Raw genomic sequence first — 24,079 nt, 5'->3', positions numbered from 1 at the left:
GGTCGCCCGGGGCGGCGTCAGCGACGTATCGAAAACGTTATCGACACCGATTGACACTCGGTTACACGGCTGTAAAACTCCCCCGCAGGCCGAGCACCGCGACTTACTAGTCGAGGAGACACCGATGGCTATAAAGCGCCGCGTACGTACCGTCCTAGCGCTGTCCATCACCACCGCACTACTTGCCGCCGGATGCAGCGGGGGCGAGTCCGATGAGCCCGCCGAGAGCGAGCTGTACAAGAACCCGGTCACCCTGACCTGGTGGCACAACGCCAGCCAGGACGGGCCTGGAAAGGAGTACTGGCAGAAGGTTGCCAAGGACTTCAACGCACTGCATCCCACGGTCACCATCGAGATCGAGGGCATCGAGACCAACCAGCTCCAGCGCACCCGGCTGCCTGCCGCGCTGCTGAGCAACGACCCGCCAGACATCTTCATGACCTGGGGTGGCGGTGAGATCCGCGAGCAGGTCGAGGCTGACTACCTCAAGGACATCACCGACCAGGCGAAGGATGCGATCGCCAACATCGGCAGCTCCGCCGAGATCTGGGCGGTGAACGGCAGGCAGTACGGTCTGCCGTTCCGGATGGGCATCGAGGGCATCTGGTACAACAAGGACATGTTCCAGCGGGCCGGCATCGCGGCGCCGCCGAGCACGTTCGAGGAGCTCAACGAGGCCGTCACCAAGCTCAAGGCGATCAACGTCGTGCCGATCGCCGTCGGCGCCGGCGACAAGTGGCCGGCCGCGCACTGGTGGTACAACTTCGCGCTGCGGGCCTGCTCCGTCGACACCCTCAAGAAGGCCTCCAAGGACCTGGACTTCGAGGACCCTTGCTTCGTCAAGGCCGGCGAGGACCTGAAGTCCTTCATCGACACCAAGCCGTTCCAGAACAACTTCATCGCCACCCCGGGCCAGCAGGATCCGACCAGCGCCAACGGCTTGCTCGCCAACGGCAAGGCCGCGATGGAGCTGATGGGTGACTGGAACAAGGGCACCTTGGACAACGTCGCCGAGGACAAGGAGGCGTTGAACAAGTTCCTCGGCTGGTTCCCGGTCCCGGCGATCAGTGGTTCGACCGGTGACCCCAAGGCGGCCCTCGGCGGCGGCGACGGATTCTCCTGCGCCAAGAACGCCCCGGCGGAGTGCGTCGAGTTCCTGAAGTACATCGTCAGCCCCGAGGTGCAGAAGGGCTACGCCGAGACCGGCACCGGTCTGCCGGTCGCCAAGGGCTCCGAGGCTGGTGTGACGGACCCGGCGCTGCGCTCCATCCTGGAGGCCACCACCAGCGCGACCTACGTCCAGCTCTGGCTGGACACCGCCTTCGGCAGCACCGTCGGCAACGCGATGAACGACGCGATCGTCGCCATCTTCGCGGGTAACGGCACGCCGCAGCAGGTTGTCGACGCGATGAAGTCGGCCGCCCGCAAGTGAGCTCGATGAACCAGACCCTGAACCCCGCCGGCGGCGTGTCCGCGCCGCCGGCGGGGCTCCGGCCCGCCCGGCGGAAATCCGACCGGGCCGCCGAGACCCGACGCAAGTGGTACGAGATCATCGGGCTCACCACCCCGGCGATCATCGTGTACGTGATGTTCGTCCTGGTGCCGATGGGCTTCGCCTTCTACTACAGCCTGTTCCGCTGGCGTGGAGTCGGACCGCCCACCGAGTACATCGGCTTCGACAACTACGTCATGGCCTTCCAGGACCCGATCTTCCTCGACGCGCTGCGCAACAACGCGCTCATCGTGTTCGGGTCACTGGCCATCCAGGGCCCCGTCGCGCTGGGCGTGGCGTTGCTGCTCAACCGCAAGTTCCGCGGCCGTACGCTGTTCCGCCTGCTGGCCTTCGTGCCGTACGTGTTGGCCGAGGTCACCGTCGGCATCATGTGGAAGCTGATCCTGACCGAGAACGGCACGTTCGACGCGTTGCTGCGCTCGATCGGGTTGGGCGGCGTGGTCCAGGCGTGGCTTGCCGACCTCGATATCGTTATCTGGACTCTGCTGTTCGTCCTAACCTGGAAGTATGTCGGTTTCGCCATCATCCTGCTGCTGGCTGGACTGTCCAACGTGCCGCAGGAGTTGAACGAGGCCGCCGCGATCGACGGGGCGAGCTGGTGGCAGATCCAGCGCCACGTCACGCTGCCGTTGCTGGGTCCGACGATCCGCATCTGGATGTTCCTGTCCATGATCGGCTCGTTGCAGGTCTTCGACGTGATCTGGGTGACCTCGGTGCCGGCGGTACGCTCGCTCGGCGCGTCGGCCACCATGGCGACCTACATGGTGGACAACGGCTTCTTCGCCCGACTGTGGGGCTACGGCAACGCGATCGCGGTGATCCTGTTCGTCATCTCGTTCGTGGCGGCGATCCTGTTCCAGCGCTTCCTGCTCCGCCGCGACATCGAGGGCGCCATCACCAGAAAGGCAAAATGACGTGACGACCGCGAACACCGCACTGTCGCCCGCCAAGCGCCGCCCGGTGTCCTGGGGCAACCCCCTGACCTACGCCTTGGCGCTCGCGGTCGCGGCCGTGTCGATCACGCCGGTGATCTACGTGGTCATCGGCGGTTTCCGTACCACCCCGCAGATCGTCGCGAACCCGGCAGCCCTGCCCGACCCGTGGGTCTTCGACAACTACATCCGGGTGCTGACCGAGAGCAACTTCTGGCGGCAGGCATTCAACAGCGCCGTGGTCTCCTTTGGCACCACCCTCGGCGTGGTGGCGCTCGGGGTCTCCGCCGCGTTCGTGCTCGCCCGGTACACCTTCCGAGGGCGTGAGGTGCTCTACACCTTCTTCACCCTCGGCCTGCTGTTCCCGGCCGGGGCGGCGATTCTGCCGCTGTACCTCATGCTGCGCGACCTCAGCCTGATCAACTCGTACTACGCGGTGATCCTCCCGCAGGTCGCCTTCTCACTGCCGCTGACGATCGTCATCCTGCGACCGTTCCTGTCGGCCATCCCCCGTGAATTGGAGGACGCGGCGGCCATCGACGGCACCGGGCGACTCGGGTTCCTCTGGCGCATCATGCTGCCGCTGTCGCGGCCGGCACTGGTCACCGTCGGGATCCTCGCGTTCGTCACGAGCTGGAACGCCTTCCTCCTGCCACTGCTCGTGCTCGGTGACGCCAACCTGCACACCCTGCCGCTTGGCGTGCAGCAGTTCTCCAGTCAGTACAGCTCCGACACGGCCGGCATCCTCGCCTTCACCTCGCTGGCGATGCTGCCCGCCCTACTCTTCTTCACCTTCGCCGAAAAGCAGATCGTCGGAGGCCTGCAAGGTGCGGTCAAGGGCTGAGCGGCAGCCGCACGAGCACCAGAGATGGAAGGCACAGCATGACTGAGGTCCGTCAAAAGGTGGGCGCGTCGGCGCCGACTCAAACAGGTCCGCGCCATGACCGGCCGGACGGGCGGGACGGGCCGGACGGCGAGTCGCGCGTCCGTGAGCTGCTCGGTCGGATGACGATCGAGGAGAAGATCGCGCAGCTCGTCGGGTTCTGGGAGAAGGAGGACGGCGAGGCGGTCGCCCCGTTGCAGGGCGAGTTCGCCGACGTCGGCAGGTTGGAGACCTTCTCCCGGCACGGACTTGGCCATCTCACCCGCGCGTACGGCACCCGTCCCGTCGACGCCGCCGCCCGCGCCGCCTGGCTGTGGAAGTTCCAGGCGGAGCTGGTCACCGGCACCCGGCTCGGCATTCCGGCGATCGTGCACGAGGAGTGCCTGACCGGGCTGTCGGCCTGGAAGGCGGCCACCTTCCCCACCCCGTTGGCCTGGGGCGCCGCGTTCGATCCCGAGCTCGTCACCGAGATGGGCGCGGCGATCGGGACGGTGATGCGTACGCTCGGCATCCATCAGGGGCTCGCCCCGGTGCTCGACGTGATCCGGGACCCGCGTTGGGGTCGGGTCGACGAGTGCATCGCCGAGGACCCGTACCTGGTCGGCACCCTCGGCACGTCGTACGTGCGCGGCCTGCAATCGGAGGGCGTGCATGCGACGCTGAAGCACTTCGTCGGCTACTCCGCCTCCCGGGCCGGGCGTAACTTCGCCCCGGTGCACGCCGGTCCCCGGGAGATCGCTGACGTGTTGCTCCTGCCGTTCGAGATGGCGGTCCTCGACGGCAACGTGCGCTCGGTCATGCACTCGTACGCCGAGATCGACGGCGTACCGGTCGCCGCCGATCCGACCCTGCTGACCGAGTTGCTGCGCGACCGGTGGGGCTTCGACGGCACCGTGGTGGCCGACTACTACGGCGTGGCGTTCCTGAACCTGCTGCACCACGTCGCGGAGGACCACGCCGAGGCGGCCGTGCAGGCGCTCACCGCCGGTGTCGACATCGAACTGCCGACCGGCGACGCCTACCTGACCCTGATCGAGTCGGTGCGCAGCGGCCGCATCGACGAGGCCCTGATCGACCGGTCGGTGCTGCGGGTGCTGCGCCAGAAGCTCGAACTCGGGCTGCTCGACGCCACCTTCGACGACGAGCCGACCCAGCAGGTCGACCTCGATTCGCCCGCGCATCGGAAGATCGCCCGTCAGTTGGCGGAGAAGTCCGTCGTACTGGTCGCCAACCAGCAGGTGCTGCCGCTGTCGCCGGGCCGTCGGGTGGCGGTCATCGGCCCGAACGCCGACCGGGAGGCCGCGCTGTTCGGGTGCTACTCCTTCCTCAACCATGTGCTCGCCCAGCATCCCGGGGTGGAAACCGGCATCGAGGTGCCCACGGTGCTGGACGCGCTGCGGGTCGAGTTCGGTGCCGAGCACGTCACCTCGGCGTCGGGTTGTGCCGTGGACACCGAGGACCGGTCCGGGTTCGCCGAGGCCGTGGCCACCGCGTCCGCCGCGGACGTGGCCGTACTGGTCGTCGGCGACCACGCCGGCCTGTTCGGCCGTGGCACCGTCGGCGAGGGCTGCGACCGCGACGACCTGGAGTTGCCCGGGGTGCAGCGCGAACTCGTCGAGGCCGTGCTGGACACGGGTACGCCGGTCGTGCTGGTGCTGCTCACCGGGCGGCCGTACGCGGTGGGTTGGGCACTGGGCCGGTGCGCGGCGGTGGTGCAGGCGTTCTTCCCCGGTGAGGAAGGCGCCGGAGCGATCGCGGGTGTGCTCTCCGGGCGGGTCAACCCGTCGGGTCGACTGCCGGTCAGCCTGCCCGGTTCGGCCGGGGCGCAGCCGTACTCGTACCTGCATCCCACGCTGGGGGAGGGCAGCGAGGTGACGAACCTGTCGGCGACGCCCGCGGCGCCGTTCGGCCACGGCCTGTCGTACACCACGTTCGCGTACGCCGACCTGACGGTGCCCGACACGGTGCCCACCGACGGTACGGTGCGGGCGAGTGTCCGCGTCACCAACACCGGCACCGTCGCCGGCGAGGACGTGATCCAGCTCTACGGCCACGACCTGGTGGCCTCGGTGACCCGACCGGTGGCGCAGCTGCTCGGGTACCGCCGGGTCCACCTGGAGCCCGGTGAGTCGGTCACGGTCGAGCTGTCCGTGCCCACCACCCGGCTGGCGTTCTCCGACCGCACCCTCACCCGGGTCGTGGAGCCCGGTGCCGTCGACATCTGGGTCGGCACCAGCGCCCACCGAGTCGCCCAGGCCCGTACCACCCTGGTCGGCGACCGGGCCCCGGTGACCAACGCCTCGCCTCGCTGGACCACCTCGCAACTGCACTGACCGCTGTCCGGAGCCTGGTGCGGCGCCGCCCGCGAAGGGCGACGACGCACCAGGCTCCGGCTGGTCAGCGGCGCTTCTTCGGCTTGGCCCCCACCTTCGGGGGCGGTGACCCCGCGGCGCCGTTGGTGGGTGCCTTCGCGGCGGCGACGCCGTTGGCGGGCGGGGGCGGGTACTTGCGTAGCACCCAGGTCTGCTGGCCGAGGGAGAACAGGTTCGTGGTGACCCAGTAGATGATCACGCCGATGGGGAAGATCAGACCGGAGACGAGCAGCGACAGCGGGATGCCGTAGAGCATCAGCCGCTGCATCATCTTCTGCTGCGGCTCCTCGGCCCATCCGGTTCGCAGGATCATCTGCCGGCTGCTCAGGTAGGTGGTCGCGATCATGACCACGATCAGGATCGCGGCGACCACCCGGACCGTGACCCCGTCCGCGCCGAGCAGGACCAACTCCTGCCCGCTGGAGCGGAAGCTGGCCGCGATGGGAGCGCCGAACAGGGTTGCCGACGACGCGCTGTCGAACTGGGTGACCGTCCAGCCGTACAGCGTCTTCATGTGCTCCGGCATGGACGGCTTGAGATGCCGCAGCACGTGGAACAGGCCCAGGAAGACGGGAATCTGCACCAGCATGGGCAGGCAGCCCATCAGCGGGTTGGCCTGCTCCGTGCGGTAGAGCTCGACAAGCTCCTTCTGAAGCGTCTCCCGGTCATCCTTGTGCTTCTCCTGAAGCGCCTTGATCTGTGGCTGCAACGCCTGCATCGCCCGTTGCGACTTGATCTGCTTGACGAAGACCGGGAAGAGCGCGGCCCGGACGGTGAGCACCAGGAAGACGATGCCGAGCACCCACGACCAGTTGGTGCCCAGCAGCGGTGCGTCATCGAAGATCAGCTGCCAGGCGGCGTGCCAGAACAGCAGGATCGCGGAGATGCCTCCGTAGATCAACGCCATCAGTGGGCTGAAAATCGTGCTCACCGGCGCTCTCCGGTGGCCAGCGGGCAGCGGGTGGAGAACCCGCCAAAGGTCAGTGAATTGGACATGATGCACCCCTCGGAGGACGACCGACGACTGAAAACGGGCAGGAACCAGTCAGGTGCGGTCGCCGTCGAGCGGCAGAAGAAGATGCTCAGGCGACCGCGCGGGTCGCCGTCGGTGCCCTGGGCCGGGCGCGGCCAGCCGCGTCCGGATCACGGTGCCGGGGTACGCCGGTGCGGCCGGAGCGTTCGCGCATCATCCGACGGGTGATCCGCAGCTCGGCAGGGATGACCACCCGGTGCAGCAGGCTCGCGGCGGCGAGCACGACCGCCAGCAGCACGCCGGTGGCCGCAGCGGTGCCGGTGAACATGCTGGTGGCACCCGCGTCGGCCAGAACGCCGACGAGGTACCAGAGCATGCCGAGCCCGATCACCCCACAACCATAGCCGCTAGCCGCGACCAGGGATGCGCTCCAGAAGGCTCGCCCGTGCGCGTCGGGCTCCCGCCCGAGTCCGGCGCGGGCCTGCCGGAGCACGCGCTAGCGGTGTGGGTCGGTCTCGGCGCGCAGGGCGGCGGTGGCGCGGATCGCCTTGACGATCGCCGGGATCGCCCCGATCAGCAGCACCAACGCCCAGATGATCGCGATCACCGCGAAGACGAGGGCGCCGAGATCGTCGAGGATGCTCACCAGGATCACCGGCACCAGGCGGTGCAGGAACTCCAACACCACCGTGCAGAGCAGGCTGGTCCCGATCAGCAGCACCAGGCCCTTGTTCTGGATGAACTTGGGCTGGGCGAGCAGCAGCAGCCCGGCCCAGGCCAGCTTGAGCAGCAGCACCAGGCCGAGTAGGACGGCTGCGTCCCCGACCGGGAAGAAACCCCACAGTGCCAGGTAGGCCAGTGTGCCGAACGGCGGTGCCAGAAACAGCGAAACCATGATCGACAGCTCGACGAAGGCGATCACCAGGGCCAGGAACGCCACGATGATCAGGACGATCGAGAAGATCAGGGTGGCGATGCCCTGTACCCGCCCGTGGATCCGTTCGGGGAGCACCAGTCCCAGGCAGAACAGCCCGGTGGTCCACAGCGCCGCCGCGTCGACCAGTGCCAGATAACTGGTACCCCGCCCGGACGGCTCGCTGACCCCGCTGACGTCGGCGACCTCGACCCCGAGGTCGGCGGCGCTGCCGGCCAGCGCCGGCCCGGCGTCCGAGCCGCCCAACAACAGTCCGGCACCGACCTCGACGCCGACCGCCAGCACCAGGGCGAGCATGGCCAGCAGCAGGAACGGCCTGCGTAATGCGCCCATCGGCGTCCTCCTCGCCTCAGTCGCGGCTGATCGTGACCAGGCAGCCCGTGGGGCAGCGCAGGGTCACCGTGGCCGGGCGGTCCACGGCGATCCGGGCCACCGCGCCGGTGCCGTCGTCCGCCGGGGTGACGGTGTCGGCCACGGTGAAGTCGGCGCCGCCGGGTGCCGGTGCCTCGACGGTGAACGCTCCCGGGCTGCGCAGGACCAGCGTGCGCAGAGCGCCCGGGTCGGCGACCCGCAGTTCGCAGTCGTTGACCACCGCCAGTCGGCCGGGCGCCTCGGCGCACTCCGCCTCGACGGCGGCCGGGTCGACGGCGCTGCGCCCACCAGCGGCCCGCCCCAGCAACTCCACCAGCGAATGCCGCCCCGTCGCGTCGCCCCGGTCATCCCGACCCGCACCCACCGCCACCACGAACAACACCACCACCAACACGCCGAGCCCCACCAGCAACACCTTCTGCCTCCCGCTCACCCCAACCCTCCTCTCTCCCTTCTCCCATCACCCTCGGCCTCGCCTTGTCGATCAAGAGGTTTGCGTCAGGATCCGCCGTCGGCCCGACGCAAACTTCTTGATCGACTAGAGCTGGGGTGGGGAGAGTTCGGTGAAACGGATGGCGTCCATGCCGGCGAAGTAGCGGTCGGTGGACTGGGTCTTGCCGATCACGACCAGGGTGATCTCGTGGGAGCCGGCGGCGAGGCGGACGCGGGCCAGGTCGAGCCAGTCGGTGATCTGCACCTTCGGGGTGAAGCCGATGAACGGGTCACCGACCTGCCGGCCGTCGATCAGGAACACGATGTTGGCGTAGTCGGGCGCGGTGGTCAGCACGGCAGAGAACTGCCAGGTCGCCTCGGCGGGCAGTTCCACCCGTACGGTCACCCGGTCGTTGATCGCCCGGCCCAGGAAGAACAGTTGGGCGTCCTGCGACCAGGTCACCTCGCAGCAGTTTCCCTGCACCGCCACGCTCGCCGGGGAGTTCGACGGCGACCCGACCTCGGCGGTGGGCACCAGGGTCTCCGCCTCGATGGTCACCACCCGGGCCACCGGCGGTGGATCCTCATCCCGGGTCACCAGGAACACCACCGTGACCGAGACGACGAGCACCAGCGCCGCCGCCGCGGCGATCCAGGCCCAGGGCGTACGCTTCGGCGGCGCCACCGCCCGCACCTCGTAGGTGACCCGGCCACTGGAGCGGGAACTCTCCTCCGGCGCGGTGTTCGCCGAGTAGGCGAAGCCGGTCATGTCGTACCGTCGGGGCGGAGTCCCGGGTGGCACGGCCAGGCGTACCAGGAACGACACCGAGCCCTGTGCGGGCACCACCCGCTGCGGTTCGGTGACGGTGAACCAGGCCCGCTGCGACCCCTCGCCGGGGGCCACGTCGAACACCACCGTGTCCGGCGCGAGTCCCGGGTTGGAGACGGTGAAGGTCAGCTCCCCGGCGTTGCGGGCGTCCAGGGTGAACTGCTCGGCGGCGGCGACGACGGTCCATTCGGTGGTCATGACGGCTCCTCCGGAGCGGGATCGACAGGGTCGGCGACGGCCGGGTGGGTGTCGGTCGGGTGGGTGTCGGTCGGGACGGGGTGGGCCGGAGCGGGCACGACGGTGGCCCGACCGATCACCCGGTCCGGCGCGGTGGCATCGACCACGATCTCGGCGGTGACCGCGGCCGGCTTCTCCGCCTCGACGATGCGCCCGATCAGGGCCACCTGCCCGGCAGCCGCCGCCGGCACCCGGACCACCACGTGGAAAGGCCGGTCGGCCGGCTCGTCGAGGACGAAGCCGGTGACCCCGGTGGCCAACTCCAGGGCGGTACGCAGCCCGTACGGGGTCCCCCGCCAGGCCGCCAGTTGGGCACCGTGCGCCACCAGGTCCCGCAGCCGGCTCAACGGCAGCGGCAGGGGAGTGTCCCGCCGGGGCGCGGCGACCAGATGGTCCATCGCCACCCAGCGGGCCAGGTACGCCACCATCGCGCCGGGCGCCTGGTACGGCGCGAACAAGGCGTCGACCTCGGCCAGCACCGCCTCGTCCGGGGCGTGCAGCCCCTCCATCACCTCCAGCAGCGCCCACAGCACGCTGCCCGGCACGCACGCCCGCTGGTACGCCGCGGGCAGCAGCCGCTCAATGCCCGCTCGCCGCATCGTGGCGCACCACCTCGATGTCGTGCTCTCCGGAGCAGAGCAACCAGGTGTCCGGGACGGTCACCACGTCGGCGGTGGCCTGGTTGGCGCTGGCCGACCAGTCCACCGCGTCGGCGCTGCGGAACACGCCCCGTTCACCGCCGACCAGCACCAGCCGCTGCGCCCCGGCGGTGGCGGCGACCGCGTCGACCGGCACGAACCGGGTGCGGTCGCGCAGCGGCAGCCCACAGTTGACCGACACCGACGCCCACTGGGGTTGCCCGGCCAGGGTGTCCAACCGCAGCACGCCTCCGCTCTGCGTGGCCGCCAGCGCCACGCTGCCGCTGAAAGCCAGATCCCGGCAGGTCCCGCCGATCCAGCCGGCCTGTACCGCCTGCCACTTCACGTCGGATTCGAACAGCCGGGCCCGGAAACAGCCCTGGCCGGGCTTCTTCGGGTCCGGCTCCCCGGCGCCGCTCCACAACAGGGTGGCCGGACCGTCGTACTGCACGGCGAGCACCCGGTTGTCCACGTTGGCCAGGCCGACGTGCGTGAAGCTGCCGGGTCGGCCGGCGTTGCCCGACAGGTACACCCCGAAACCGGCCTGTGCCGCCACCGCCACCCCCGGGGCGCCGCGCTCGGAGACGAACGCCCGCACCGCGTAGAAACCCCGGTCGGCGTCGGCCGGGTCGACCAGGATCTGCAACGGCACCGCGCCGGGCAGCAGGGACACCTCGTACAGGCCGGTGTCGGTGGCGACCAGCAGCGACCCCGCAGCATCCCGGTCGATCCAGGCCAGGTCGCTGATCCGCGAATCCAGGTCGGCCAGCAGCGACCAGGTTTCCCCCAGGTCGGTGCTCAGGTGCACCCGCGAGCCACCGCCGGCGCGTACGGTCGCCACCGCCACCGAGCCGGGGCGGGACCCGATGCCCGGCCGGACCGGAGCGGGGGCGGGAGCCACCCGCTGCACGGTCTCCCCGTCGAAACGGCCGACCGGTTCCCAACCTGCCCCGGCGTTGGTGGAGCGGAACAGCACCGAGGCGCTGCCCGCGTACCAGGTGTTCGGCTGGTACTCGTCGGCGGCCAGCGTACGCACCTGGTTGTCCGGCGCCTCGTCCACCACGAACCGCACCGACTCGACGTAGCGCACCCCCGGCTCGGCGTGCTCCAGCAACCGGTACACGTTGGACGCGCGCAGCGGCTCGCCGAACGCCCAACCGGTCGGGTTCAGCGTGGTGGGCAACGGGCTGAGGGTCTGGTGCAGTCGGTCGTGGATGCGTCGGCGGACCGCATCGACGTCCTCCTCCCGGCGGACCACCACCCGGGCCCGGATCGACACCGCCTTGTACCGGGCCCAACTGGCCCGGCAGGTGGTGCCCAGCGAGCGGCGCCGCCCCAGGTCCGCCTCGACCCGCAGCCGGGTCTCCTCCACCTCGTGTTCGCGTAGCACCTGAACCGGCAGCCCGCCGCCCGGCCGGGCCTCGGCCGGCACGTACGGCACCAGCACCGTCTCCACCTCACCCGGTCGGGCGAAGCTGTAGACGGCGGCCCGGGTGAAGGCCCGGGCCCGGGCCACCCCACCGGCGGCGGTGGCCAGCACCTCGAAGTCGCGGGCGGTCACCGCACGCTGTTGGGCGAAGAAGGCGTACGGCCCGCGCAGCAGCACCGACTCCATGGCCTCCATCTCCCGGCCACCGACCGCCGGCAGCGGGTTGACCACCTTCACCCCGGGCAACGGATCACGCAGGCTGGTCAGCGTGCCCGCCGCCACGTTGCCGGTCGGTCCGCCACCGGCGCGGTACCACAGCCGCACCTGCCGTCCGGCCGGCGGCACCGCCGCGACCGGTCCGTCTAAGCCCGGCGACCCCGGGTCGGCGGTGCGCAGGTCCAGCGCCGGGGCGAAGGTGATCGTGCCCGAGCAACGGTCGATCAGGTACGCCTTGTCCTGCGGGCCGAGGCCGGCGAAGCTGTCCACCGGCCGCCAGATCTCGAAGGTGCGGCCCTCGTGTTCCCGGGCCGCCGCGCCCAACTCCACCGACCCGGTCGGCACCTCGACACCGAGCAGCAGGTCCAACGCCTCGGCGGTACGCGCCAGCGGGGCACGCGCCGCGCGCAGCACCTGCCCCGGCGCTCCGGTGCCCACACCCAACAGCTCCGCCTCGACCAGCTCGCAGTGGTGCATCCGGACGGTCACCTCGTGCTGCCCGGCGGGCAGCGACGCCGGTTCACAGGTGACGAAGACGACCGGTCGGGGGTCCGCGCCCCGGGCGGCGGCCACCCGCGTACCGGCCGGGATCCGCAACGCGGCGTCGTCCGCCCCGGAACGGGTGAACCGGACGTCCGCCCAGGCCGCCGTCGGGGCGTGCCGGGTCACCCCGAGCAGGTTCAGGAACGAGACGTACGCCTTTTCCGGCAGTTGGTTCAGCCGGTAGATCATCACCTCGGTGAGGTGGGCGAACGCCTCCAGCAGCGCGATGCCGGGATCGTGCGCGGACAGGTCGGTCCAGCCCGGACAGGACTGCTGGATCCGCTCCCGGGCCTCGGTGACCAGATCGAGGAAGCTGCGGTCGTCCAGGTGCGGCACGGGTAGGGTCATCGCGCCTCCTCCGCGTCGGTGCCGGGTTCCGCCGCCGGCCCCACGGCGGGTTCGACAGTCGGCGTGGGTTCGTCGTCGGCCGGCAGCAGGTCGACGGAGAAGACCAGCTGGCCCGGCGTGAGGCTGGCCCGGATCCGGTAGTCGAGCCGGATCAGCAGCCGCCAAGGGTCGTCCGGATCAGGGCCGGCGTCGACGTCGAGCACGTCGATCCGCGGCTCCCAACGGGCGATGGCCGCCCGTACGTAGTGGATGGCCAGGCCGGCGGTGGTGTCGTCGTTCGGCGCGAAGACCAGCCGGTGCAGGCGCGAGCCGTAGCCGGGCCGCATCAGCCGCTCACCCGGTGTGGTGGACAACAGCAGGAACAGCGCCTGGCGTACCGTCTCGTCGCCGTCGGTCATGGCCAGCCCGCCGGCCGCGGTCAACCCGAGCCCGCCGCTGCGACCCGGGTCGAAGCCGGCACCGACGAATCTGATCGCCCTCACCGGTCGGCCCCCACGAACCGCTGCCGGGGATCGCGCACCCGGTACTTGAACTGGCCCGGTGGGCTGCCGTCGGTGAACCCCTCCAGGTGCGACAGCACGACGGGCCGACCGTCGACGCGTACCCAGCCGCTGTAGCCGGCCCGCACCGGTTCGGTCTTCGTGCAGGGCTTCACGGTGGTGCCGTAGTTGGGGCAGGCGACGATCTCCCGACCCATCGGGTCCTCGGCGACCAGCGCCGGGACACCGGCCACCGTCACCCACTGCTGCGACGCCTGATTGCGGACCCGGCCGTCGTGCACGCACCTGATCACCGAATCGCGGTGGATCCAACGCATCAGCCGCCTCCTTCATGATGAGCGCGGGCCAGCGTGCGGGCCCGCTCGGCGGCGGTGTCCGGTTCCTCGACCGCCTCGGCGTGCAGGAAGTCGACGCTGCGGGCCCGCACCACCATCGCCCGGCCCGGTGCGGAGAGCACCAGGTCGGTGGCGGCGTGCAAGGTCGCCAGCTCGGGGGTCAACTCCAGCCAACTGCCGGCCTCGGTGCTCAACCGCAGGCTGCGCGCCACGTCGTCGATGACCACCTGCTGGCCGCCGGCGGTCCGCAGCGACCAGCGCCGGGCCCGCCCGTCGTCGACCCCGGTGTCGTACGGCTCGACCGCGCCGAACAGCGACCCGAGTACGACGCCCGAGGCCGGTTCGCCACCGGGCAGCGCCACCAGCACGTTGTCACGCGGATCGGGCAGCGCCACCAGGCCCTTGCCCGGACCCGCCCCGGGGCAGAGCACCCCGAGCCAGCCGGCGTCGGCATCGCCGTAGGCGGGCAACTCCACCCGTACCCGGCCCAGCCCGTCGGGATCGGCCACGTCGGTGACCGTGCCCAGGGTGACCACCGCCGGTGCGGGTGGCCCGGCCGGCGGTGCCGGCGGTGGGACGGTGGAGAAGCGGGTCAGATGCCCGTTCCCGTCGAGGGTGTGCACCACCTCGGTGAGGACGTACGTGCCCGCCACCGCCTCGGCGACCCCGCTCAGGCGTACCCGGCGTCCCGGCCGTAGCGCCGGATCACCCTCCGCCGTCCCCTCGGCGGTGACCAGGGCGGCGGCCCGGACGTCCAGGCGGGCCTGGGCGAGCGCGGCGATCTCGTCGTCGCTGCGGCCCGGCTGGTCCAGCGCGGTGCGGGTACCGTCCGCGCCGACGTCGGCCGGATCCGGTTCCACCGGCGTACGGCGCCCGCAGCGAGGTGCGGCGGCGCTCTGCGCGATCGGTTCGGCCCGCTGTGGGTGCCAACCCAACGCGGTGCTCTCGCCGGTGGCGGAGTCGGCGTTGACCGACAGTCGCAGGCCGTGTACCTGACGGCCGAGTTCCAGGGGGATCGGCTCGCCGTGACCGTCCAGGGTCACCAGGCGCAGCACGCCGTCGTGGACGGTCAGGTGCAGCCCGGCCCGGCCGGCCACCGCCAGCAGCAGGTCGAGGTCGCTGGGGCGATGGTGGGCCAACCGGTCCAGCCGTGGCCCGTCGCACTCCGCGTCGACGTGCAGCCCGAGGTCGGCGCAGAGTTCACCGGCCAGTTCGGCCACGGTGACCGACTCGAAGACCTGTAGCCGTTGTCGCTTGCGCAGCCGGTGCAGCGCGTCGTAGGCCCGGACCCGCAGCGTCGCGGCGCCGTCGGCGGCGTACTCGACCTCGACGGCGGTGACCTCGCCGCTGAACAGGATTTCCGGCTGACCGTCGAGGCGGACGTCCAGGCTCGCGCCGAGACGCACCGGACCGGTCAGCGCCGCCGTGCCGGGACCGGCGGCCAACACCGCCTCGCACTGGGTGGGACGGTTCAGCCGGGCGGCCACCCGGACGGTACGCAGTTGGCCGGCCAGCGCCTCGGGCAGCGCCACGCCGTCGAGCAGCACGATCAGCGCCCGAGGCGCGACCCCGGTCACCGTCCGCCCCCTGCGGTGGCGGTCTCGGGTAGCGGTGGCACGGCCAGGGCGGTGCCGGCGGGCACCGCGAGCGGGTCGGTGATCCGATTGTGTTCGGCCAACAGCCGCCAGCGCAGCGGCGAGCCGAGCGCGTCGTGCGCCAGCAGATCGAAGCGTACGCCGGAGGAGTCGGCGGTCCCGCTGCCGTCGCCGGCGGCCACCAGGGCCGTGCCCGGCGCGACGGCCGGGGTCTGCGCGGCGGCCAACTCCTCGGCGAAGCCCTCCCGGGCCCGGTCGGCGTCCTCGGTGACCCGGACCAGCTTGAGGCGCAGCCAGGACCGACGCGGTGACCCGGTGGCGGTGAACGCGTCGAAGCGTTCCGCGACGGCGACGATCACCCCCGGCACGTTCCAGGTCTTGCCCCAGACCAGCCGGACCAGCGGAGGCCGGACCCAGCCGTGCTCCACCGCCGAGTTCTCCGCGAGCAGCCACAACGGCCGGGTGAGTTCCCGTACGTCGGCGGGCCGCACCTGACCCTCGGCGAAGTCGGTGTCGAACAGCAGGTCGAGGACGAGTTCGGTACGCCCACCGCCGGTGAAGACCAACGGGTCGTCGGCCCGCCCGGCCCCGGTGAGCTGGGTGCCCGCGCTGCCCCGATGACGCACCCCGGCGAGCCGGGTCACCTGGACACTCTCCGGGTTGAGCAGGCAGTCGATGCGCTCACCCGTGGCGTCGATGAGGAAGGCCACCCGTTCCATCAGTCACCCGCCTGTTCCCGGTCGAGCCGACGTCGATGCGCGCCGTCGTCGCCGGAGGCATCGGGCACCGACCACAGGGGAGCGTCGTCGGGCAACCTCGGCCACGGACCGTCCACCCGCCACCGGCGGTCCGAGCAGCCCGAAGGGTCGAGGTCCGGCCACAGCGTCCCGCCACCAGCGGCCCGTTCGACACCGGTCAACCGTTCGACACCGGTGCCCCGCTCGCCAACGGTTGTCCATTTGTCATCGGTTGTCGGTTCGACACCGGCCGGTACTCCACCGCCGGGCCACAGCCCGTCCCCGGCCACGACTCGACCGCCTGGCCGGTACCGGACCGAGGGGCGGCCGGCGGGCTCGTATCCCGTGGTCGGCCGGCTGGACAGCTCGCGCCCGCCGGCGAGTCGGCTGCTGGGCGCGTGCCGGTCGGTGGGTCGTCCTGGGTGTTCGTGCCCGTCGGTGGGTCGCCTCGGGTGCCCGGACGTGGGTGTGCTGTCGGGCTGGTGGTCCGCCGTGGGGCGGGTGGCCGATTCGTGCCCGGTCGGGGGTGGAGTGACTGCCGGGTCCGTGTCGTCGGCGGTGTGACGGGCATCGACCGCCCGGAGCCAGCGACCGGTCCGGGCCGGATGGCTGCCGCCGTGCCACCCGCCAGATCCGCCTCGTTCCGGCACCGGAACAGTGCCCGGCTGGCCGTCGGTACGCAGCCGAGCCCGGTTCGACGACAGCGGGTCCGCCGTCCCCTCCCGCCGGCCGGAGGCTGGCAGCCGTGGTGTCGGGTGTGACGCGCCGGCATCCGGCCCGCCGAGCCGCCGGGGCGTGGCCTTGTCCTCGTCGGCGAAGCGCGGTCCGCCGGCCTCTGCGGTACTGGCTGCGCCGCACGTTGGAACCGCTTCACCGGTTCGTGGCGTCGTCGCATCGATGCCGTCCGGCGCCACCCGACCGGCCTCGCCCGGACTCACGGCAGCCCTCGCCGGCTCGGGCTGCCCCGCAGCGCCCCGAGCGACCTCGCCGACCCCCCTTTGCGCTGCTTCACTCCACGCAACGCCCGGTGTCCGGTATCCGGACAGTGGCTGTTGCGTTGGTTGAAGCAGAGCAGAGGGGCCGGTGGAGGTATCGCCGGGTGCCGGGTGCGGGCCGTCGTCCGGACCGGTCGGGCCGTGGGGTGAGACGACCGTGTCGCCGTCGTCCGGCCTGCCTTGCGTAGGGGTTCCCGTGTCCGGCGGCGGGCCGTCGGGCGGGAGGTCGCGCAGCAGCCCCGGGGCGTGTGCCTCGACCACTCGCAGCCAGTGCTCCGGTGGCCGGCCCGGACGTCGGGGGAGACCGGTGGCGTCGGCTGAGCCGGCCGTGCCGTCGGGGCCGGGGACCGGCGGGCCGGCGACGCGGTCCACGGCCTGTGCCGCGGACCGGAGCAGGTCGGCCAGCCGGCTAAGCGGTCGTCGGCGCGGCACCACCGGCCTCCAGTTCCAGGCTCTCGTAGCGCAGGGTCAGTGCCGCGATGGCGATCTCCTGGTTGAGGGTGTTCAGGTGCGCGCCGCGCCAGTTCGTCGGCCATGCGTTGATCAGGTTCCAACGCAGCACCTCCGCCGTGCCGGCGGCGTCGAGCAGCACCACCGAGACGTTGCGGCGGTTCACCGTGCCGCGGGCGACCGCGTGCACCCAGTCCCACAACTCGCGCGACGAGGTGAGGCCGAAGTGCAGGGTGACCGGGCCGTACTCGACCTGGCCGGGAATCATCCGGATCCGGTCGTTGCCCTGCTCCCGGTACGCCACCGCCGGGATGTTCACCTCCAGGCCGCTGACCTCGGTGAAGTGACCGTTCGTCACGCCGTTGACCAGCAGCTTGAAGTTGTACGCGCGGTACGGGTCGACCGGGGCGCCCGGCTGCGGAGTGGCCGTGGTGGGCATGTCAGCCTCCAATCGTCTCGGTCTCGGTGCCGCCGGCCCACTGGCTCAGCTTGAACACCACGAACTCCGCCGGCTTCACCACGGCGATGCCGATGTGGGCGACCACCATGCCGGCGTCGCGTACGTCGGCCGGGTTGGTCTCCTCGTCGCACTTGACGAAGAACGCCTCCTCGGGCGTACGCCCCAGCAGCGCGCCGTCGCGCCACACCCGGGTCAGGAAGGCGCCGATGTCGCGGCGGATCGAGCGCCACAGCGTGAAGTCGTTCGGCTCGAACACCATCCAGCGGGTGCCGTTGGCGATGGCCTGTTCGATGGCGATGGAGAGCCGGCGTACGTTCAGGTAGCGCCACTCGCTGGCCTCGGCGGCGAGGGTACGCGCGCCCCAGACCCGGATGCCCTCGCCCGGGAAGTAGCGGATGACGTTCACCCCCTTGGGATTGAGCACGTCGTGCTCGGCCCGGGTGACCAGGTGGCCCAGGTCGACGGCGCCGCGTACCGGCTCGTTCGCCGGCGCCTTGTGCACCCCGCGCAGGGCGTCGGTGCGGGCCCAGATGCCGGCGACGTGCCCGCTCGGCGGGGTGAGCACCAGCTCACCGGAGAGCGGATCGCGCACCCGCAGCCAGGGGTAGTAGAGGGCGCCGAAGTCCGACTGCCGGGGCCGGTACGACACCGGGCCACCACCCGTCCCACCTCCGGAGCCGGCGGGGGCGTCCGGGTCGGCGGCGTCGGCGGGCTTGGCCGGGCGGGTCGAGCCGGGCGTGGCGACCCGGGTCAGGGTGGAGATGTCGTCGACGTCGGGCGGCGGGTCGCAGATGGCGACCATGACGCGGGTGCGTTCGGCCAGGCTCAGCAGCGCCTCGTGGGAGACCGGGTCGTGGAACCCGGGTGCGGCCACGATGGAGATCTCGTCGACCGCCTCCAGCAGGTCCAGGCCGGCGCGTTTGCGGCCGGTACCGGTGACCGAGCCGCCCTCCCCGACGTTGACCACCCAGCAGCGGGTGCCGCCGTTGTCCAGGAAACCGAAGACGGCACGGGCCAACGGGGTGCTCTCCAACTCGTCGCCGTCGGCGTACAGGCGCAGGAAGTCGGTCCAGTTGTTGACGGCGAGCGCCTCGCCGAGGTGCGCGGTGCGGTCGGGCGCGACACCGACGAAGGCGGCGGTGCTGGTACCGGCCGGTCCGATCGGCCGGGCGGCACCGGGCACCTCCTCGACGTAGATGCCGGGCGAGAAGTAGGTGGGCATCGGTCCTCCCGAGGTCGGGGTCGGCGGATCAGCTGGCCGGCGGGGCGCAGACGATGACGATGTCGGGCTCGGTCGGGTCGACCTCGGCGGTGAGCACCTGCCCCCGGCCGGTGAGCCGGAGCCGGACCGGGCCGGGTCGTTCGGGGTCGTGGGGTACGCCGACGATCCGGAAGCGGCCGGCCGGATCGGTCCGGGTCGCGTACGCCTGACCGACGACCTCGACCCGCATCGCCGCGAGTGGCTGCTGCGCCGGGCCGACGACCCGACCGTCGAAGGTCAGCATGTCCAGTTGTCGTAGCCGCAGCGGGTGCAGGACCGGCGCGGCCGGCTGATTCGCCGGGGTGATCTGCACCGGTACGTCGATCAGCAGCGCCGGTCGGGGCGGTGTGCCGAACGCCGTCCACAGTGTTGGGTCGCCGGCCTCCAGGGTGAGCGTGTGACCGCCCGTGGTGGTGGCCGCGACCAGCACCCGGTCCAGTGCCGCGAGAGCCTCCGGCCCGCCCACGGCGAGCAGGTAGCGGACGGTGAACCGGTAGGGCTCCGATCCGCCGCTGCCCCGGGTCTGCCGCATCGGCCGCAGCTCCAGCGGCCAGAGCGTCAGCCCGGCGGGATCGGTGTCCGGCCCGGGCGGGCCGACCGGTACGGCGGCGCCCGCCGCCCCGGCCAGCCACGCCGTCAGGTCGGCGGTGGCGCCCTCGATCGGACCGGTTGCGCTCATCGCGGTGGCGTCCCCTGGATGCGGTACGCGATGGCCTCGTTCCACACGTGCGGGTAGACGCCGATCTCGAAGTAGCGGGTGAACCGGTTGATCGGCGCGCCCGCGTGATCGTGGTAGAGCAGCCACACCGGCGCGATGGTGAACAGCACGTAGTTGGCCACGACCAGTGGGATGTAGAGCGGCCCGAGCAGTCGGGCCTGGAAGACGTGCACGTCCTCGTGCCGTTGGATGCCGGGACCGGAACCGGCGCAGACGGTGCCGAGCGTGGTGGCGTACCGGGGGGAGACCCCCTCCAGCACGTTGACCCGGCAGCTGTGCGCAGAGGTGGTGCGGTCCAGCGAGTGGCCGAACACCAGGTGTACGGCGAGGTACACCGCGCCGACCAGGGTGTTCAGCAGGCTCCAGGTGTGGTCGACCACGAACAGGAACACGCCGCGCGGGTCGGGTCCGTACACCCGGGCCGAGGCGATCGCCCAGCCGAAGACGCCACCGACCAGCAGGCCGAGGGCGGCGCCGACGAGCAACCCGACGATGCCGCCGACGAGTTGGCCGAGTACCGCGCCGGCGGCGACGTGCACGGCGGCGCTGATGATGCCGAAGACCATGGCACTGCTCCGATCAGGCCCAGGAGCGGATGAAGCGGGGCTCGTTGCCCTGCGCCAGTTGGGTCGGCGTCGCCTGCCGGTTGCCGGGCGGCAACTGGTTGATGCCGAGCGCGGCGGAGAAGATGACCAGGCCGTTGAAGAACGCGATGATCCACTTTTCCGCTCCCACGTCGGTGGCGAAGGCCGCGGTGAGGTACGACAGCGCGAGCGCGATGCCCAGCGCGATCCACTTGCGCGCCTTGTCGGCGCTGGGGCCGATCAGGCCCCCGATGACATTTGTGGTGAGCAGCGTCGCGGCGCTCGCGCCGGTGAGGCTGCCCAACGCGGCCCAGGTGAAGAGATCGTTCATCGCCGATCTCCCTTCGTGGCGGTGGTGCGGGGTGGGAGGAGGATGTCGCCCGACCGCTCGGGCGGGCGACGGCCGGCTGGTCAGCCGGCACCCGGTGAACCGGGAATCGTGGTGCTCGGCGCGGCCGGACCACCCGCTCGCGGATCGGTGTCCGGGTGCGGGTCGCTCGGTGCGCCGGTTTGCGTGCCGGCCGCCCGGGGCCGGCGCAGCAGCAGTACGACGAGTAGCGCGATGAGCAGCAACACCACCGCACCGGCGGCGATGAGCAGCCACGGCACCCCGCCGTCGGCGTCGTCGGCGTTCGCGGGTGCGGACGGCCGGGGCGGCGCCTCGGCCACGGCACGTAGTTCGGCCGGCTTCGGCTGATTGGGGTTGACCCGCCAGGTCACCGTCCGGTCGTTGACCTGACCGCCCGCGTTGACGTCGAGAACGCGGCCGGGGAAGGTCACGGCGATCTCGAAAGACATCAACAACATGAACCTGGCTTGGTTTTCCGGGTCCTGTTCGGCCACTTTTCCGCCGTACTTGTTCGGATCGAGCGGAAGTGTGAAGACGTAGCGGTCGTTCGCCCGGACGATGCTCAGACTTTCGCTGTCGAATTGATCGAGAGGAACGTTCTGATAGTTGATCTGGAATCCGAAGTGGGTGTCGGTCGCGTACGGGGTCTCGGGGCCGGGCGGCAGCGCCGGGATGTTCTGCCGAAGGTCGGCGAAGCCCTGCTCGACGGTCTTGTTGTTCAAGGTCAGGACCTTGCGTTCGGCGGTCAGCAGGAGTTGCCCGCTGACCGTGTCGTCGGCCTTGACGGTGAGCCCGATGTTGAGCTGCATGCAGCCGGAAAGGGCCGCCAGCAGGACGAGGCACACCACACCGTGGAGTGTCTTGATGCGCCCGAACCCACTTCTCATGGGCACAGTGTGTGCGCTTTCCGTCCGACCCATCAGTCAGCGATCAGTCATAAGCAAGTCGCCGATCTTACCGGTGGTCAGTCACATTTACCCGAGGGTGCAAAGCGCAGGAATCGATATTCTGAAGGGTTGGCATCTGGCCGGCGACGCTCAGGCGCTCTCCCGCAGCACCAGCGACGAGGGGAACACGGTCACCGGCGGTGCCGAACGCTGCTCCAGCACCATGCTCGCGGCCGCCTTGGCGATCCGCCGTACCGGATGGCTCGCCGTGGTCAGAGCGGTCACCGAGGCCAGCGGGATGTCGTCGAACCCGGTCACCGCGACGTCGGCGGGCACCCGTACGCCGTCGGTGCGCAGCTGGTCGATCACCCCCAGCGCGGTCGCGTCGCTGCTCCCCACGATCGCGTCGGTGTCCGGCCAGCGATGCAGCACCTCCTGGGCGGCTGCCCGGCCGCGCGCCGCGGTGAAGTCACCGGCCACCTCGCGGACCGGCAGACCGGCCTCGCGCAGCACCCCCCGGTACGCCTCCGTCGAACGGCTGGCGCAGGTCAGCCAGGCAGGGCCGGTGACCATCGCGATCCGTCGCCGGCCGGCGGTGTACAGGTGCCGGACGATGGCCGCGGTGCCGCCGCCGTTGTCGATGTCCACCGACGGTACGGCGGCCGAGCCGATCCCGATCGAGGCCGTCCGCCCGCGTAGCCGGCGCGGTACCAGGTCGAGCAGCGCTTCGGTGGTGTTGACCAGCAGCAGCCCGGCGACTCCGCGATCGTCGGCCAGCCGGGTGAGCTGTCCCGGCTCGTCCAGCGGCACCCACTCGACCGTCACTCCGAGTCCGTACGGGGCGCAGACCTGCGCGGTGGTGCTGACCACCTGGTGGATGTAGCTGTCGTCGAGCACCCCCGGCGTGGCGCCCGCCACCGCCACCAGCAGGCGTACGCCGGCGCCACGTACCAGCGCCCGGGCCGCCGCGTTGGGCACGTAGCCGAGCCGGTCGGCGGCGGTACGCACCCGCTCCCGTGCGATCGGTGAGGTGAATCCGCTGTCGGCGAGGACCCGCGACGCCGTCGACCGGGACACCCCGGCGACCCGGGCGACGTCCTCCAGGGTGGCGGGCCGGTGTGCCATCGTCATGGTTGTGCTCCCCGTTGCCTGGTTCCGTGCCCCGTACGTGGTGCCCAATCGCATCATGCCCGGCCGGAGGGCCTGCCGGTAAGGAGCGGTGCCCGATTGTGCTGGTAGCGCTCCCAGGTGTGTGATCGTAATGAGGGTCAGCCCCCAGGAGAGGAACGCAGCACGTGGATCCCACCGCCATTCCCACGGCCCCGCCGGCCGGTCCCGGCCCGTCCCGCCCCGTGCTGGCCGCCCGCAACGGCGTGGCGGTGGTGTTCGCGCTCAACGGGTTGGCCGTGGCCACCTGGTTCGCCCGGGTACCGGCGGTCCGCGACGGCCTCGACCTCACCCCCGGGCGCCTCGGGTTGCTCCTGCTGGCCATGTCCATCGGTGCGATCGTCGCCATGCCCACCGCCGGCCTGGTCACCCAGCGTCTCGGTGCGGCCCGCGCGGTGGTCCTGTCCACGCTGATCCTGACGGTCGGGCTGGCCGTCGCCGGGGTGTCGGCCAGCGTCGTCGGTTCGTTGCCCGGGGTGGCGCTGGGCCTGTTCGCGCTCGGCTACGGTTCCGGCAGCTGCGATGTGGCGATGAACATCGAGGGCGCGGCCGTCGAGCGACGGCTCGGGCGTACGGTGCTGCCCCGCTTCCACGCCGCGTGGAGTCTCGGTGGGGTGGCCGGTGCGGGAATCGGTGCCGGTGCCGCCCGGTTGGGTGTGCCGATCGGCGTACACCTCAGTGTCCTGGCCGCGCTGGTGCTCGGCGGCACCCTGCTCGGGGCGCGGGCGTTCCTGGCGGCCGAGCCGGAGGCGCAGCCCAGCACCCCGGCTGACCGTCGCCGGCGCCTGTTCGCCGCCTGGCGGGAGCCGCGCACGCTGCTCATCGGCCTGCTGGTGCTGGCGGTGGCCTTCGCCGAGGGCAGCGCCAACGACTGGCTCGCGGTGGCCTTCATCGACGGGTACGGCTTCAGCGAGGCGGCCGGCGCGGCGGTCTTCGGCGTCTTTGTGGTCGGCATGACGGTGGGTCGCACCCTCGGCACGGTGGCGCTGGACCGGTGGGGGAGAGGGCCGGTGCTGACCGTCACCATCGTGCTCGCCATCGTCGGGGCCGGCCTGGCGGTGCTGGCCGGTTCCGGTCCGGTCGCTGTGGTCGGTGTGGTGCTGTGGGGTCTCGGTGCCTCGCTCGGCTTCCCGGTGGGCATGAGCGCCGCCGCCGACGAGGAGGAGCACGCCCACGTCCGGGTCAGCGTCGTCGCGGTGATCGGCTACACCGCGTTCCTCGCCGGGCCGCCCCTGCTCGGCCTGCTCGGCGACCAGGTCGGCACGCTGCGCGCACTACTGGTCGTCCCCATCCTCCTCCTACCCACCCTCGCCCTCGTTCCCGCCGCGCGCCACCCACGCTGAGTCGAGATCTTGGTACGAAACCGCCCGTGGAGGGGCGCTTTCGTACC

24 protein-coding genes are annotated in these 24,079 nt (G+C 71.4%); 5 read left to right on the top strand and 19 right to left on the bottom strand.

Going from position 1 to position 24,079, the window contains the following annotated elements; translation table 11 throughout:
- Window positions 1–124 precede the first annotated feature (124 nt).
- From AB0M35_RS11155 to AB0M35_RS11140, 4 genes are read left to right on the top strand one after another with little or no spacing between them, the layout of a single operon-like run.
- The gene (locus AB0M35_RS11155; RefSeq protein ID WP_363744073.1) at window positions 125–1,432 is read left to right on the top strand and encodes an extracellular solute-binding protein; all 1,308 of its coding nucleotides are present in this window, start codon (window positions 125–127) and stop codon (window positions 1,430–1,432) included.
- A gap of 5 nt (window positions 1,433–1,437) precedes the next feature.
- The gene (locus AB0M35_RS11150; RefSeq protein ID WP_363744071.1) at window positions 1,438–2,427 is read left to right on the top strand and encodes a sugar ABC transporter permease; all 990 of its coding nucleotides are present in this window, start codon (window positions 1,438–1,440) and stop codon (window positions 2,425–2,427) included.
- Between the two features lies 1 nt (window position 2,428).
- Window positions 2,429–3,289: a carbohydrate ABC transporter permease gene (locus AB0M35_RS11145; RefSeq protein ID WP_363744070.1), complete on the top strand. Its 861-nt coding sequence runs from the start codon at window positions 2,429–2,431 to the stop codon at window positions 3,287–3,289.
- A gap of 38 nt (window positions 3,290–3,327) precedes the next feature.
- Window positions 3,328–5,661, top strand: coding sequence for a glycoside hydrolase family 3 N-terminal domain-containing protein (locus AB0M35_RS11140; RefSeq protein WP_363744068.1), 2,334 nt, complete (start codon window positions 3,328–3,330; stop codon window positions 5,659–5,661).
- A 64-nt stretch (window positions 5,662–5,725) separates the two neighbouring features.
- On the opposite strand, the gene yidC is transcribed toward AB0M35_RS11140, so the two are convergent.
- The 19 genes from yidC to AB0M35_RS11045 form a co-directional block, all read right to left on the bottom strand.
- Window positions 5,726–6,607 carry a membrane protein insertase YidC gene (gene yidC / locus AB0M35_RS11135; RefSeq protein ID WP_363744487.1) on the bottom strand — a complete coding sequence of 294 codons (882 nt, stop codon included), beginning with the start codon at window positions 6,605–6,607 and terminating at the stop codon, window positions 5,726–5,728.
- A gap of 175 nt (window positions 6,608–6,782) precedes the next feature.
- Complete coding sequence (locus AB0M35_RS11130) at window positions 6,783–7,064, bottom strand: DUF6412 domain-containing protein (RefSeq protein ID WP_363744066.1); 282 nt, start codon at window positions 7,062–7,064, stop codon at window positions 6,783–6,785.
- Window positions 7,065–7,169: 105 nt separating this feature from the next.
- On the bottom strand, window positions 7,170–7,940 hold the full coding sequence (locus AB0M35_RS11125; RefSeq protein WP_363744064.1) for a hypothetical protein: 771 nt from the start codon (window positions 7,938–7,940) through the stop codon (window positions 7,170–7,172).
- 16 nt (window positions 7,941–7,956) lie between these two features.
- Complete coding sequence (locus AB0M35_RS11120) at window positions 7,957–8,412, bottom strand: hypothetical protein (RefSeq protein WP_363744062.1); 456 nt, start codon at window positions 8,410–8,412, stop codon at window positions 7,957–7,959.
- Window positions 8,413–8,517: 105 nt separating this feature from the next.
- Window positions 8,518–9,438 (bottom strand): hypothetical protein, encoded by a 921-nt coding sequence (locus AB0M35_RS11115; protein ID WP_363744060.1) that lies wholly within the window; start codon window positions 9,436–9,438, stop codon window positions 8,518–8,520.
- Window positions 9,435–10,076 carry a phage tail protein gene (locus AB0M35_RS11110; protein WP_363744058.1) on the bottom strand — a complete coding sequence of 214 codons (642 nt, stop codon included), beginning with the start codon at window positions 10,074–10,076 and terminating at the stop codon, window positions 9,435–9,437. The genes AB0M35_RS11115 and AB0M35_RS11110 overlap by 4 nt, the downstream gene beginning before the upstream one ends.
- The gene (locus tag AB0M35_RS11105; protein ID WP_363744057.1) at window positions 10,057–12,651 is read right to left on the bottom strand and encodes a putative baseplate assembly protein; all 2,595 of its coding nucleotides are present in this window, start codon (window positions 12,649–12,651) and stop codon (window positions 10,057–10,059) included. The genes AB0M35_RS11110 and AB0M35_RS11105 overlap by 20 nt, the downstream gene beginning before the upstream one ends.
- On the bottom strand, window positions 12,648–13,133 hold the full coding sequence (locus AB0M35_RS11100; RefSeq protein ID WP_363744055.1) for a GPW/gp25 family protein: 486 nt from the start codon (window positions 13,131–13,133) through the stop codon (window positions 12,648–12,650). The genes AB0M35_RS11105 and AB0M35_RS11100 overlap by 4 nt, the downstream gene beginning before the upstream one ends.
- Window positions 13,130–13,468: a hypothetical protein gene (locus AB0M35_RS11095; RefSeq protein WP_363744053.1), complete on the bottom strand. Its 339-nt coding sequence runs from the start codon at window positions 13,466–13,468 to the stop codon at window positions 13,130–13,132. The genes AB0M35_RS11100 and AB0M35_RS11095 overlap by 4 nt, the downstream gene beginning before the upstream one ends.
- Complete coding sequence (locus AB0M35_RS11090) at window positions 13,468–15,063, bottom strand: phage baseplate assembly protein V (protein WP_363744051.1); 1,596 nt, start codon at window positions 15,061–15,063, stop codon at window positions 13,468–13,470. The genes AB0M35_RS11095 and AB0M35_RS11090 overlap by 1 nt, the downstream gene beginning before the upstream one ends.
- Window positions 15,060–15,800 (bottom strand): hypothetical protein, encoded by a 741-nt coding sequence (locus AB0M35_RS11085; RefSeq protein WP_363744049.1) that lies wholly within the window; start codon window positions 15,798–15,800, stop codon window positions 15,060–15,062. The genes AB0M35_RS11090 and AB0M35_RS11085 overlap by 4 nt, the downstream gene beginning before the upstream one ends.
- Window positions 15,800–16,756 carry a hypothetical protein gene (locus AB0M35_RS11080; RefSeq protein WP_363744047.1) on the bottom strand — a complete coding sequence of 319 codons (957 nt, stop codon included), beginning with the start codon at window positions 16,754–16,756 and terminating at the stop codon, window positions 15,800–15,802. Before AB0M35_RS11080 ends, AB0M35_RS11085 begins: the two co-directional genes overlap by 1 nt.
- Before the next feature lie 466 nt (window positions 16,757–17,222).
- On the bottom strand, window positions 17,223–17,702 hold the full coding sequence (locus AB0M35_RS11075; protein WP_363744045.1) for a phage tail protein: 480 nt from the start codon (window positions 17,700–17,702) through the stop codon (window positions 17,223–17,225).
- A 1-nt stretch (window position 17,703) separates the two neighbouring features.
- Window positions 17,704–18,945, bottom strand: a complete 1,242-nt coding sequence (locus AB0M35_RS11070; protein ID WP_363744043.1) for a phage tail sheath subtilisin-like domain-containing protein — start codon at window positions 18,943–18,945, stop codon at window positions 17,704–17,706.
- 28 nt (window positions 18,946–18,973) lie between these two features.
- The gene (locus AB0M35_RS11065; RefSeq protein ID WP_363744042.1) at window positions 18,974–19,663 is read right to left on the bottom strand and encodes a carboxypeptidase-like regulatory domain-containing protein; all 690 of its coding nucleotides are present in this window, start codon (window positions 19,661–19,663) and stop codon (window positions 18,974–18,976) included.
- Window positions 19,660–20,268, bottom strand: coding sequence for a glycine zipper family protein (locus AB0M35_RS11060; RefSeq protein ID WP_363744040.1), 609 nt, complete (start codon window positions 20,266–20,268; stop codon window positions 19,660–19,662). The genes AB0M35_RS11065 and AB0M35_RS11060 overlap by 4 nt, the downstream gene beginning before the upstream one ends.
- A 13-nt stretch (window positions 20,269–20,281) precedes the next feature.
- Entirely contained in the window at window positions 20,282–20,617 is a 336-nt protein-coding gene (locus AB0M35_RS11055; RefSeq protein WP_363744038.1) for a hypothetical protein, read from the bottom strand.
- A gap of 80 nt (window positions 20,618–20,697) precedes the next feature.
- Window positions 20,698–21,522, bottom strand: coding sequence for a DUF3153 domain-containing protein (locus tag AB0M35_RS11050; RefSeq protein ID WP_363744036.1), 825 nt, complete (start codon window positions 21,520–21,522; stop codon window positions 20,698–20,700).
- Window positions 21,523–21,672: 150 nt separating this feature from the next.
- Window positions 21,673–22,653 (bottom strand): LacI family DNA-binding transcriptional regulator, encoded by a 981-nt coding sequence (locus AB0M35_RS11045; RefSeq protein WP_363744034.1) that lies wholly within the window; start codon window positions 22,651–22,653, stop codon window positions 21,673–21,675.
- A gap of 164 nt (window positions 22,654–22,817) precedes the next feature.
- Here AB0M35_RS11045 and AB0M35_RS11040 point away from each other — a divergent pair, with 164 nt between their 5' ends.
- Entirely contained in the window at window positions 22,818–24,032 is a 1,215-nt protein-coding gene (locus tag AB0M35_RS11040; protein ID WP_363744032.1) for an MFS transporter, read from the top strand.
- Window positions 24,033–24,079: the final 47 nt, after the last annotated feature.

This window comes from Micromonospora sp. NPDC051196, from assembly GCF_040682415.1.
Lineage (GTDB): Bacteria > Actinomycetota > Actinomycetes > Mycobacteriales > Micromonosporaceae > Micromonospora.
Note: the sequence above shows the minus strand (reverse complement) of the source record. Positions and strands in the feature narration are given on the sequence as shown.